Here is an 11,759-nt window from a genome sequence, read left to right as displayed (position 1 = left end):
GCGTCAGCCCAAACGTAATCCCTAAACCGCAATATTGAAGCAGCGTTTTTCTGCAACAATTGATTTCAAAAGCACCGGGCGCGCGACACGCCCCGTCAATCGGGTGACATTTCCATGCTGAAACATCTGAAAATCCGCACAAAAATCATATCGGTCGTGGCGCTGCTCGGGCTGATCACCATGGCCGGGCTGATCTATGTCATCTCCGAGTTCCGCCGTGCGGACGCGGCCTATAGCGCCTTCATCGATCATGAGGCGCAGGCCTCGATGCTGAGCGCGCGCGCCAGCGCATCGGCGGTGGCCTCAGTGTTGCAGGTCACCCTGCTTGCCGACATGAAGCCCGATACGCCGGCATTCCAGACGGCGCTCGCCACACCGAGCAAGCTGCCGCAGGCGCGTGACCGCATGAAGCAGGCGCTGGCGCTGGTGCCCAGCCGCAAGCCAGCGATCGATGAAATCCAGGCCGGAATCGATGAGATCGAAACGCTGGCGAACAAGATCACCGAACAGAGCAAAGCCAAGGACAGCGCCGGCGCGCTTTCGAATGTTGCCCTGATCAATGCCAAGCTCAATGCGCTGACGCCGAAGATGATCGCCAACAATGATGCGATGATGGCGATGCTCAACGATGGCGGCGACGCGCTCTCGGCTTCCGTCAACGGGCGGATGGTCTTCTGTTTCGTGCTGATCGGCATCGCGGTTCTCGCCGCCGTCGGCTTCAGCGTTTTCGTCGCCCAGATAGGCATCGCCGGCCCGATGGCACAGCTGCGCCAGCGCATGACGCGGCTTGCCGAGGGTGACACAGCAAGCGATGTCAGCGGCCTCGACCGCGGCGACGAAGTCGGCCAGATGGCAAAGGCCGTTTTGGTCTTCCGTGACAATGCGATCGAGCGGGCCCAAATCGAGGCGCGCGCCGAAGCCGACCGCAACGTCAGCGACAGCGAGCGCCGCGAACGCGAAGCGCAGAAAGTCCGCGAAGCATCCGAACTGGAACGCGCCGTCACCGCACTCGGCGACGGCCTGCGCCGCCTTGCCGCCGGCGATCTCGCCTCGCATATCGACGAACCCTTCGTCGCGCATCTCGATGCGCTGCGTGCGGATTTCAACAACTCGGTCGAGAAGCTCAACGAAACCCTGCATACGGTCGGCGCCAATGCCCGGGCGATCGGCGCCGGCGCCAATGAAATCCGCTCTTCCGCAGACCAGCTTTCGCAGCGGACGGAACAGCAATCTGCCTCCGTCGAAGAAACGGCAGCGGCGCTGGAGGAGATCACGACGACGGTGCGCGACGCCGCCAAGCGGACCGAGGAAGCGAGCCAGCTCGTCGCCCGCACCCGCCTCGGCGCCGAGAAATCGGGCGAGATCGTCCGCAAGGCGGTCTCCGCCATGCAGCAGATCGAGAAGTCCTCGGGAGAAATCTCCAACATCATCGGCGTCATCGACGACATCGCCTTCCAGACCAACCTGCTGGCGCTCAACGCCGGTGTCGAAGCGGCGCGTGCCGGTGAAGCCGGCAAGGGTTTTGCCGTCGTCGCCCAGGAAGTGCGCGAGCTCGCCCAGCGCTCGGCCAAGGCGGCCAAGGAGATCAAGGCGCTGATCAGCACCTCCGGCACACATGTGCAGACCGGCGTCTCGCTGGTCGGCGAAACCGGCAAGGCGCTCGACGCGATCGTCGCCGAGGTGCAGGAGATCAACCAGCACGTCCACGCGATCGCCGAGGCCTCCCGCGAACAGTCGATCGGCCTGCAGGAGATCAACACCGCCGTCAATTCCATGGACCAGGGCACGCAGCAGAATGCGGCGATGGTCGAGGAATCCACCGCCGCCAGCCACAACCTCGCAACGGAAGCGGCAGCGCTCAACAATCTGCTCGGCCAATTCAGGCTGACCGGCACCGGCGGCTTCACCACTAGTGCGCCGATCGCGCCGGCCCACACCGCCGCACCGCGCGCTGCCGCCCGCCCGGCAGCCAGGGCAGCCCCGATCCGCGTCGCTAGGGAAGGCACCGCCCGCCCTGCCGCCTCGCCGGCCCGCGCGCTCGGCCAGAAAATCGCCAACGCCTTCGGCGCCGGCGGCAGCACGTCGCCGAGCCAGGATCCCGACTGGACGGAATTCTGAGCCGGTCAAAACAGGCATTGGCAAGGGCGGCTGCGGCCGCCCTTGCTATTTGGGGACCTAACCCTGTCGCCAGCCGATCTCGACCAGGATGTTTCCGGGCGCCGTGCAATAAAATAGCCAGCCGCCGCGCATGGCGACCGGCGGGCCGGACAGATCAGCACCGGCAGCCGCAAGCCCGGCATGGACCGCATCGACATCCGCCCTTTCGGGCAGGATGAAGCCGATGTGATAGGTCTGGCGCCCGATCTCCACCTGATCGGCGGTGCCGAACTTGGCGATGGCGTGGCTGAGGACAATTTCGAGGCCGGCATCGTCTTCCAGGATCGCGAGGCCGTTCTGACCGCGCATATCCTTAAGTCTCAGGCCGAAATGACGGATCAAGAAATCCGCCGTGGCAGCAATATCGGGAACGTGGAAATCGAGATGGTTCAGGCGCATGACAGTCTCCGTTCGAAAAAAATCCCAGGACTGCCTTTTTGCCGTCTCCGCACGCCGCCGGGATCCCGCATCTTCATGCGGATCACGTCGCGGGTTCTCGTGCCATGGCACGGAGCAGAGCTTCGCCGGAGCGCTTAACGCTCCAGCGGAAGGGACCGGGCTTACCTCAACCGATCCTGCCTTTTTCGACGATGCCGATCTAGCAGACGGCACCGGTTTCGGCAATGGATGCGTCGGCGCATCTGGAGGAACGGGATTATCACCCTAATATCAAGAGGTGGAGGTGGAGTCCGGCCGCTCGATCACGACGTCCCCGGCGATGCTTCCCAAAGGATTGAAGAGCGGCATGGGCTTTCGTGTCGTCAGCTCCTCTCCGGCAAGGCGTAGAGTGATGCCATTCACGGCATTGGGAGGGATGGACATGAAACCTGCAATCATCGGCCTCATCGGCACGCTCGTTCTCGCCGGATGCAGCACCGTCACCTATGGCGGCCCCGGCCTCGAACCCATACCGGGAAGCATCACCTATAGTGGCCAGCCCCGTACCAAGCTCACCAAATCACCGGTTGGTTCCGCCTTTCCGCATGATTTCATCGACCAGTACGGCCAGCAGGTGGAGGAAACCTACATCATCCAGCCCGACAGAAGCCTGATCATCGCGCATCGTCGGTACAAGCCGATCCGGTTTTTCGGGGATTAGGCGCATCAGGTATAGTTTGCGGGAGCTGGAGCGGGTGAAGGGAATCGAACCCTCGTATTCAGCTTGGGAAGCTGCTGCTCTACCATTGAGCTACACCCGCGTTGATGCGAGATTTCCAACAGATGGGGGCCGCTGTCAAGTCGCGGCCGCCGGGAAGGCTCAGATGCGGAAGTGCTTCGAGAGCTTGAGGCCCTGGGCCTGATAGTTGGAGCCGAGGCCCGAGCCATAGAGGCTTGCGGGCTTTTCCTGCATGTGCTCGTAGACGAGGCGGCCGACGATCTGGCCGTCTTCGAGGATGAAGGGCACCTCGTGGCTGCGCACTTCGAGCACGGCGCGGCTGCCGCGGCCGCCGGCCGGAGCATGGCCGAAGCCAGGGTCGAAGAAGCCGGCATAATGCACGCGGAATTCGCCGACCAGCGGATCGAAGGGGGTCATCTCGGCTGCATAATCCGGCGGCACGTGCACGGCCTCGCGCGAGACGAGGATATAGAACTCGTCGGGATCGAGGATCAGCTCGTTGCGGCCGCGGCTATAGAGCGGTTCCCAGAAATCATAGATGTCGTGCTGGGCCTTCTTGTCGACATCGACGACAGCGGTGTGATGTTTGCCGCGATAGCCGATCAGGCCTTCCTTGTCTCCGGCGAGGTCGATCGACAGCGCGATGCCGCCGCCTGATACATTCGGCAGCTTGCTGGCGACCAGCGTCTCGCTTTCATGCAGCTTCAACAGTTCCGGCTCGCCGAGCAGAGCCTGGCCGACGCGAAAACGGATCTGCGACAGGCGCGAGCCGCGGCGCACGACGATCGGGAAGGTGCGTGGGCTGATTTCGAGATAGAGCGGGCCGGCATAGCCTGATGGAATCTTGTCGAACTCCTGGGCGTAATCGGTGATGACGCGGGTGAAGATATCGAGGCGCCCGGTCGAGCTCTTCGGATTGGCCGAGGCCGACATGTCGGCCGGCAGCGCCAGGCTCTCCATCAGCGGCACGATATAGACGCAGCCGGTTTCGAGCACCGCCCCCTCGGAGAGATCGATCACATGCAGGCTCAGCCGGTCGAGCTTGTCGGACACCAGATGCGAGGGGCCGGGCATGAAGCTGGCGCGCACGCGAAACGCCTTGGCGCCCAAGCGCAGGTCGAGACTTGCCGGCTGGATCTGGTCACGGTCCAGCTCCCGTTCGGAGATCAGACGCTCCGTTTCGAACAGCGCGGAGATCGCGCGATCCGCCAGAATTCCCGTTTCACGAGCCATCATGCCTCATCCATCATTTGCCGCCGACAAAACCAAACTCGGGGAATTGACGCAAGCAGCTAACAGCAGTATTGCAGAATTATCCCGTGGTGATTTGGCCGGTCGGCTTGCAGCCACGTTAAACAAGTGGCTAAAAAGACCGGGTTGAAACCGGTCTGCTTTTGCGACCGGTTTTTTTGTTATGTGAAGGTGATGGCATGAGCAAGACCTGGCGCCCGGCAACCCAACTCGTCCACGGCGGCACGCTGCGTTCGCAATATGGCGAGACGTCCGAGGCAATCTATCTCACGCAAGGGTTCGTCTACGAGACGTCGGAGGCAGCCGAAGCCCGCTTCAAGGGCGAGACGGAGGGCTTCATTTACGCCCGCTACGGCAGCCCGACCAATGACATGTTCGAAAAGCGCATGTGCATGCTCGAAGGCGCCGAAGACGCCCGCGCCACCGCTTCCGGCATGGCCGCCGTCACCGCGGCGATCCTTTGCCAGCTGAAGGCCGGCGATCATATCGTCGCTGCACGTGCCCTCTTCGGCTCCTGCCGCTGGGTCGTCGAGACGCTGGCGCCGAAATACGGCATCGATTGCACGCTGATCGACGGCCGGGATCTTGCGAACTGGGAAAAGGCGATCACGGCGAAGACCAAGGTGTTCTTCCTGGAAAGCCCGACCAACCCGACGCTCGAAGTGATCGATATCGCAGGCGTCGCCAAGCTCGCCAACCAGATCGGCGCCAAGGTCGTCGTCGACAACGTCTTTGCGACACCGCTCTTCCAGAAGCCCTTGGAGCTCGGCGCCCATATCGTCGCCTATTCCGCCACCAAGCATATTGACGGCCAGGGCCGCTGCCTCGGCGGCGTTGTCCTTTCCGACAAGGAATGGATCGACGAGAACCTGCACGACTATTTCCGCCATACCGGCCCGGCGATGTCGCCGTTCAACGCCTGGACTTTGCTGAAGGGCATCGAGACGCTGCCGCTGCGCGTGCGCCAGCAGACCGAGAATGCGGCGAAGATCGCCGATTTCCTGGCCGAGCAAGGCAAGATCGCCAAGGTGATCTATCCCGGCCGCAAGGACCATCCGCAGGCCGATATCATCGCCAAGCAGATGACCGGCGGCTCGACGCTGGTCGCCTTCGAGCTGAAGGGCGGCAAGGATGCGGCCTTCGCGCTGCAGAACGCGCTTGAGATCGTCAAAATCTCCAACAATCTCGGCGACAGCAAGAGCCTGATCACCCATCCGGCGACGACGACGCACAAGAACCTGACGGAAGAGGCGCGCGCCGAACTCGGCATCTCGCCTGGTACGGTCCGCCTTTCGGCCGGCATCGAGGATACCGACGACCTGATCGAGGATTTCGCACGGGCGCTTGCCAAGGTTTCGGCCTGACCTAGGGATAAAGGCGGCCGGACCTCATTTGGGGTTCGGCCGTGCCGGATCTCACCAAGGTGAGGCCGGGGGAACAAGTTTGCCCGCCGCGGCGTTCCGAACCGGAATTCACACTGACAATTAGGCTTAACGATCGAAAACCCTTCGGATCACAGCCGTTTCAGCGATGATAATTGTTCCGTTTCTTGACGGACAGGGCCTCTTATAAGATACGGGTAACATATCTTGACTAAGGTGCAAGGCATGTATCGCGCCCTCACAAGAGACATCGAAGTTGTAGTCGAACCGTTCTATCTGGAGGAGCAATCCGATCCGGACGACGATCGTTATGTCTGGGGTTACCGGATTGTCATCAGCAACAATTCCGGCATCGCCGTTCGGCTGGTCAACCGTTACTGGAACATCACCGACCAGAACGGACAGGTGGACGAGGTCACCGGTCCCGGCGTCGTCGGCGAGCAGCCGCGGCTCAGCCCCGGCGACACCTACGAATATTCCTCCGGCTGCCCGCTCGACACGCCCTCAGGGCTGATGTTCGGCCATTACCAGATGGAAACGGATGAAGGCGAGATGTTCGATGTCGACATCCCCGCCTTCTCGCTGGATTCCCCGGGGCTGCTGCGCGTGCTCAACTGACGTGTGACGCCATAGGCCGTACACCTCTGCCCAAGAGATCGCCGACACTGGCCCCTCATCCGGCTGCCGCCACCTTCTCCCCGTAAACGGGGCGAAGGGACCATGCCGCGACCTCTCCGTTCCTCACCCAGCTCTTGCGGGGCACGTCCCCTCGCCCCGTTTACGGGGAGAGGGTTAGGGTGAGGGGCAGCCATTAATGCGAACGGAGCCTATTCAGCCGGCTGAAGCTCGGCCGGCTCGAAGCGGTAGGTGGTCGAGCAGAATTCGCAGGTGACGGCGATTTCGCCGTTTTCCTGGCTGGCCTCGATCTCCTCGGCCGAAAAGCCTTTCAGCACACCCTTGATCTTGTCGCGCGAGCAGCTGCAGCGATCAAAGACGGCGCGCGGTTCATAGACGCGCACGCCGCGCTCGTGGAACAGGCGAAACAGCAGCCGTTCGGTGCCGACAAGCGGGTCGGTGAGTTCATCGGCGTCGATGGTCTCGACCAGCGAACGGGCTTCGACCCAGGCATCGTCCTCGCCATGCGGGCGGTTGCCAGTGTCGCCGTCGCCGCCGTGGAGATCCGGCTGGCGCATGCGCTCCGGCGCTTCCGGCAGGAACTGGGCGACGAGGCCGCCTGCCCGCCAGCGATGGCGCGGCTTGCCGGCATCGTCACGATCGAAGAGTTCAGCGGCGGCAAGGCGGACGCGCGTCGGGATCTGCTCCGACTGGCGGAAATAGACGCCGGCAATTTCTTCGAGCGTAGTGCCGTCGAGCGCGACGATGCCCTGGTAAGGCTGGCTGAACTTGCCCTGGTCGATGGTGAAGGCGAGCACGCCCTTGCCAAGCAGTTGCTCCGGCTCGGTTTCACCAGACTCGATCGCCTTGTTGAGCAGCGCCTGATCGAAACGGGCATAGGCGCGGACATTTTCCGGCGTCGAGAAATCGGCGACGAGGAGATCGACCGGGCCATCGCCCTTGGTCTGCACCGTGAACTTGCCGTCGAACTTCAGCGAGGTGCCGAGCAGCACCGTCAGCACGACGACTTCGGCAAGCAGCCGGGCAACAGGTGCGGGATAATGATGACGCTCGAGGATCGCATCGAGCATCGGGCCGAGCTGGACGGCGCGACCGCGCACATCCAGCCCCTCCACCTGGAAGGGGACGACATGGTCATGTCTGTGACTCGCGACGTCCGATTATGGTTCAGATCGCGCCCAGGCACCAAGCAAGAATCGACTTCTGCGCATGAAGACGGTTTTCCGCCTCATCGAAGACCACGGATTGCGGACCGTCGATCACTTCGTCCGTCACTTCCTCACCGCGATGGGCGGGCAGGCAATGCATGAACAATGCATCATTGCCGGCTTTGGCCATCAAGGCCGCATTGACCTGATAAGGCTGGAAGACATTGTGACCCCGGGCCCGATGTTCCTGATTCATGGAGACCCAGGTATCGGTCACCACGCAATCGACGCCGGCGACCGCACGGTCGGCATCATGGCAGAGCATGATTTCGGCGCCCTCATTGCGGGCCCAGTTCAGATAGTGATCCTTGGGCTCGGAGCCAAGGGGTACGGCCATGTTCATGCGGTAGCCGAAACGCGCGGCCCCCTCGACCAGCGAATGCAGCACATTGTTGCCGTCGCCGGTCCAGGCGATGGTCTTGCCCTTGATCGGGCCGCGGTGCTCTTCGAAGGTCATGATGTCGGCCATGATCTGGCAAGGATGGGTGTCATCCGTCAGCGCATTGATCACAGGCACGGTCGCATGCTCGGCAAGCTCGACCAGCCGCGAATGTTCGGTGGTGCGGATCATGATCGCATCGACATAGCGCGACAGCACCTTGGCGGTGTCGCCGATCGTCTCGGCGCGGCCGAGCTGCATCTCGGTGCCGGACAGGAACAGCGTTTCGCCGCCGAGCTGGCGCATGCCGACGTCGAAGGAGACGCGGGTGCGCGTCGACGGCTTCTCGAAGATCATCGCCAGCATCTTGCCGGCGAGCGGCTTGTCGCCCTTGCCGGCCTTGAAGGCCTGCTTGCGGGCGAGCGCATCGTTCATGATGGTTCTGAGATCGGCTGATGTGACCGCCGAAAGATCGAGGAAATGTTTAGGAGCCATAGTCTTCTTACCTGTGCTGCGCCCGAAGGCGGCAATCTCGTCAAGCCGTCTTCTTGACCTTGGAGGCGCGAATGCTCTCGGCGGCGCGCTCGATGCGGGCAAGGCCCTCGCGGGCTTCCTCGGCGGTGACCACGAGGGGCGGAAGAAGGCGGATGACATTGTCGCCGGCGGGCACGCCGAGCAGATGGGCGGCGCGGATCGCCTGCAGCAGTTCGGCTGAGGGAACGGCAGCCTTGACGCCGAGCAACAGCCCCTCGCCTCTGATATCTTCGATCACATCGGGATAACGATCCTTCAGTGAGGCGAGGCCCTGGCGGAAGACCAGTGCGACGTCGCGCACATGCTGGAGGAAGCCATCGGCAAGGATGATGTCGAGCACGGCGCTGCCGACGGCCATGGCGAGCGGATTGCCGCCATAGGTCGAGCCATGCGTGCCGGCCTTCATGCCGGAGGCGGCCTCTGATGTGGCAAGGCAGGCGCCGAGCGGGAAACCGCCGCCGATGCCCTTGGCGACAGCCATGATGTCGGGGGTCACGCCCGCCCATTCATGGGCGAAGAGCTTGCCGGTGCGGCCGACGCCGGTCTGGACCTCGTCGAGGATCAACAGCAGGCCGTTGTCGTCGCAGAGCTGGCGGAGCGCCTTCATGAACTCGGTGGTGGCAGGACGGACACCGCCCTCGCCCTGCACCGGCTCGATGAGAATTCCAGCCGTGGCATCGGTGATCGCGGCGCGGACCGCTTCGATGTCGCCGAAAGCCACCTGATCGAAACCCGGCGCCTTGGGGCCGAAGCCTTCGAGATATTTCTCTTGGCCGCCGGCAGCGATCGTCGCCAGCGTCCGTCCGTGGAAGGCGCCTTCGAAGGTGATGATATGGAAGCGCTCGGGATGGCCCTTGGAAAACTGATAGCGGCGCGCCGTCTTGATCGCGCATTCGAGCGCCTCGGCACCCGAATTGGTGAAGAACACCTTGTCGGCGAAGGTGGCGTCCGTCAGCCGTTTTGCCAGACGTTCCTGACCGGGGATCTCATAGATGTTCGACAGGTGCCAGACCTTGTCGGCCTGCTCCTTCAGTGCGCCCACGACATGCGGATTGCTGTGGCCGACTGACGTAACGGCAACGCCAGCGCCGAAATCGAGATATCGCTCGCCGCTTTCGGTGATCAGCCACACGCCCTCGCCTCGCTCGAACCGCAGCGGGGCACGAGAATAGGTGTCATAAAGCGGCGCGGCTTCAGCCATGGCGCGATCTCCATCAAGTTGCCGGGCAATGACTCCGGCTAAGGAAACCAGGCCCGAAAAATCAAAAATGCCGCCTTGCGGCGGCGAGGGGCACTATTTCCTTTTCGCGCTGCAATGTCAACAAAACTGCGCCCTTAGCGTATGCAGCAAGGGTGTACAGCGGCATTTTCAGTCTTCAACAGGCATTATTGCAGAAATGCCACGCAGAGGCAGCAAGTTGGGGAAAACTACGAATTCGATTCATCCGGATTCATGCGACTCTTGTCACGGAGTCAGCCTCACACTAGGTTAAAGATCAATTACTAGACTGCATGCGGCGGAACTAGTCACCAAAATTGATCAAGCGTTTCTTGTTTCGGAGCTCCCGGGACAACGGTGAGGGATTCTGCCATCACCAACGCAAAAGGTGGAGACAGGGCATGAACTGGACAGACGAGCGGGTCGAGAAACTCAAGAAACTTTGGGCCGAAGGACTGAGCGCCAGCCAGATCGCTGCGCAGCTTGGCGGAGTCAGCAGAAATGCGGTCATCGGCAAAGTGCACCGGCTGAGCCTTCCAGGCCGTGCCAAGGCCGGCGGCACCAACACCGCCGCACGAACGCCGAAGCGCAATACATCGGCGCCGCGCGCACCGAACTATGCCTCACGGGTCGCCACGCGCACCGTTACCCGCCAGCAGGGCGCGACCATGCTGAAGGAAGAGATCGAGATCGAAACGATCGAGGAAATGGAATACGTGCCGAGAGGCAACGTGGTCGTGCCGATTTCCCGACGCCTCGGCCTGACGGAACTGACCGAACGCACCTGCAAGTGGCCGGTCGGCGATCCGCTGAAGGATGACTTCCATTTCTGCGGCTGCGAATCCCCCGACAATTCGCCCTATTGCAGCTACCACCAGAAGCTTGCCTACCAGCCGGTCAACGAACGCCGCCGGGCGGCCGCGCGGGCCAGCTGAGCGGGCTATTATCGTCAGACATAAATAACGGGCCAAGTGGCCCGTTTTTTTATGCAATTTTGGTTCGTGCCAATGGCTGCCCCTCATCCGGCTGCCGCCACCTTCTCCCCGTGAACGGGGCGAAGGGGCATGCGGCGCCCTCTCCGTTCCCAGCGCGCGCTCGTGTGGCACGTCCCCTCTCCCCGTTTTTTACGGGGAGAGGGTTGGGGTGAGGGGCAGCCATCAGCGCAAACCGGACAGCAGCGGGACAAAGCCCTCAGGCTTCCATCGAATAGCCGGCGCCGCGGACGGTGCGGATGACGTCCTGCATGTTGGAAAAATTCAGCGCCTTGCGCAGGCGGCCGACATGGACGTCGACGGTGCGCTCGTCGACATAGATATCGTGGCCCCAGACGCCGTCCAGAAGCTGCGAGCGGGAGAAGACCCGGCCCGGCGACGACATCAGGAATTCCAGCAGGCGGAATTCGGTGGGGCCGAGGCGGACTTCGCGGGTCTTGCGATGGACGCGATGGGTCTCGCGGTCGAGCTCGATGTCACCGCATTTCAGCACCGTCGACAGCACCTCGGGGCGGGCGCGCCGCAGCATCGCCTTGACGCGGGCAACGAGCTCGGGGGTCGAGAAGGGCTTGACGACATAATCGTCGGCGCCCGTCGACAATCCGCGAACACGCTCGCTCTCTTCGCCGCGCGCCGTCAGCATAATGATCGGCAGGCGCTCGGTTTCCGGCCGCATGCGCAGGCGCCGGCAGAGCTCGATGCCGGAGACGCCAGGCAGCATCCAATCGAGGATGAGAAGATCGGGCGTGCGCTCCTGAAGCCGCATTTCGGCTTCGTCGCCACGAAGGATGGTATCGACCTCGAAGCCTTCCGCTTCGAGATTGTAGCGAAGAAGCACGCTGAGGGCTTCCTCGTCTTCAACAACTGCAACTCTCGGGATCATG

General features: G+C 62.6%; 11 protein-coding genes, 1 tRNA gene, 1 pseudogene and 1 riboswitch. Of the genes and pseudogenes, 5 read left to right on the top strand and 8 right to left on the bottom strand.

From position 1 onward, the window contains the following. The first annotated feature begins 114 nt into the window (after positions 1 to 114). A complete protein-coding gene (locus AC1D2N_RS07365) occupies positions 115 to 2,118 on the top strand; it encodes a methyl-accepting chemotaxis protein (protein ID WP_130651674.1) in 2,004 nt (667 codons plus the stop codon). Positions 2,119 to 2,175: 57 nt separating this feature from the next. Here the strand turns inward: AC1D2N_RS07365 and AC1D2N_RS07360 are convergent, their stop codons facing one another. Both AC1D2N_RS07360 and AC1D2N_RS07355 read right to left on the bottom strand, forming a co-directional pair. Next, the gene (locus tag AC1D2N_RS07360; RefSeq protein ID WP_047617079.1) at positions 2,176 to 2,556 is read right to left on the bottom strand and encodes a VOC family protein; all 381 of its coding nucleotides are present in this window, start codon (positions 2,554 to 2,556) and stop codon (positions 2,176 to 2,178) included. A gap of 270 nt (positions 2,557 to 2,826) precedes the next feature. Beyond that, positions 2,827 to 2,979, bottom strand: a complete 153-nt coding sequence (locus AC1D2N_RS07355) for a hypothetical protein (protein ID WP_165403072.1) — start codon at positions 2,977 to 2,979, stop codon at positions 2,827 to 2,829. Here AC1D2N_RS07355 and AC1D2N_RS07350 point away from each other — a divergent pair. Next, positions 2,978 to 3,256 (top strand): hypothetical protein, encoded by a 279-nt coding sequence (locus tag AC1D2N_RS07350; RefSeq protein WP_028731565.1) that lies wholly within the window; start codon positions 2,978 to 2,980, stop codon positions 3,254 to 3,256. The genes AC1D2N_RS07355 and AC1D2N_RS07350 overlap by 2 nt on opposite strands. Before the next feature lie 26 nt (positions 3,257 to 3,282). Here the strand turns inward: AC1D2N_RS07350 and AC1D2N_RS07345 are convergent. Further along, positions 3,283 to 3,356: transfer RNA gene (locus AC1D2N_RS07345), tRNA-Gly, on the bottom strand. A gap of 59 nt (positions 3,357 to 3,415) precedes the next feature. Continuing rightward, positions 3,416 to 4,510 carry a 2'-deoxycytidine 5'-triphosphate deaminase gene (locus AC1D2N_RS07340; RefSeq protein ID WP_018244652.1) on the bottom strand — a complete coding sequence of 365 codons (1,095 nt, stop codon included), beginning with the start codon at positions 4,508 to 4,510 and terminating at the stop codon, positions 3,416 to 3,418. Positions 4,511 to 4,583: 73 nt separating this feature from the next. Next, a riboswitch (SAM riboswitch) is annotated at positions 4,584 to 4,662 on the top strand. A 42-nt stretch (positions 4,663 to 4,704) separates the two neighbouring features. Here AC1D2N_RS07340 and AC1D2N_RS07335 point away from each other — a divergent pair. Together AC1D2N_RS07335 and apaG are read left to right on the top strand one after the other, a co-directional pair. After that, positions 4,705 to 5,889, top strand: a complete 1,185-nt coding sequence (locus AC1D2N_RS07335; RefSeq protein ID WP_130651672.1) for an O-succinylhomoserine sulfhydrylase — start codon at positions 4,705 to 4,707, stop codon at positions 5,887 to 5,889. A 243-nt stretch (positions 5,890 to 6,132) separates the two neighbouring features. Then, positions 6,133 to 6,525, top strand: a complete 393-nt coding sequence (gene apaG, locus AC1D2N_RS07330) for a Co2+/Mg2+ efflux protein ApaG (protein ID WP_003556205.1) — start codon at positions 6,133 to 6,135, stop codon at positions 6,523 to 6,525. A 209-nt stretch (positions 6,526 to 6,734) separates the two neighbouring features. Here apaG and AC1D2N_RS07325 read toward each other — a convergent pair. The 3 genes and pseudogenes from AC1D2N_RS07325 to AC1D2N_RS07315 all read right to left on the bottom strand — a co-directional run. After that, positions 6,735 to 7,682, bottom strand: a pseudogene (locus AC1D2N_RS07325) (Hsp33 family molecular chaperone); the annotation flags it as partial. A gap of 28 nt (positions 7,683 to 7,710) precedes the next feature. Beyond that, the gene (gene argF, locus AC1D2N_RS07320) at positions 7,711 to 8,625 is read right to left on the bottom strand and encodes an ornithine carbamoyltransferase (protein WP_018447646.1); all 915 of its coding nucleotides are present in this window, start codon (positions 8,623 to 8,625) and stop codon (positions 7,711 to 7,713) included. Positions 8,626 to 8,665: 40 nt separating this feature from the next. Beyond that, a complete protein-coding gene (locus AC1D2N_RS07315; RefSeq protein WP_018447647.1) occupies positions 8,666 to 9,865 on the bottom strand; it encodes an aspartate aminotransferase family protein in 1,200 nt (399 codons plus the stop codon). A 419-nt stretch (positions 9,866 to 10,284) separates the two neighbouring features. On the opposite strand from AC1D2N_RS07315, the gene AC1D2N_RS07310 reads away from it, so the two are divergent. After that, the gene (locus tag AC1D2N_RS07310; RefSeq protein WP_018447648.1) at positions 10,285 to 10,818 is read left to right on the top strand and encodes a GcrA family cell cycle regulator; all 534 of its coding nucleotides are present in this window, start codon (positions 10,285 to 10,287) and stop codon (positions 10,816 to 10,818) included. 256 nt (positions 10,819 to 11,074) lie between these two features. Here the strand turns inward: AC1D2N_RS07310 and phoB are convergent, their stop codons facing one another. Further along, entirely contained in the window at positions 11,075 to 11,758 is a 684-nt protein-coding gene (phoB, locus tag AC1D2N_RS07305; protein ID WP_003545181.1) for a phosphate regulon transcriptional regulator PhoB, read from the bottom strand. Position 11,759: the final 1 nt, after the last annotated feature.

The sequence above is a fragment of the Rhizobium sp. P1_B8 genome, assembly GCF_056406515.1.
The sequence above is the reverse complement of the archived record's forward strand: the minus strand, read 5'-3'. Positions and strand labels throughout refer to the sequence as shown.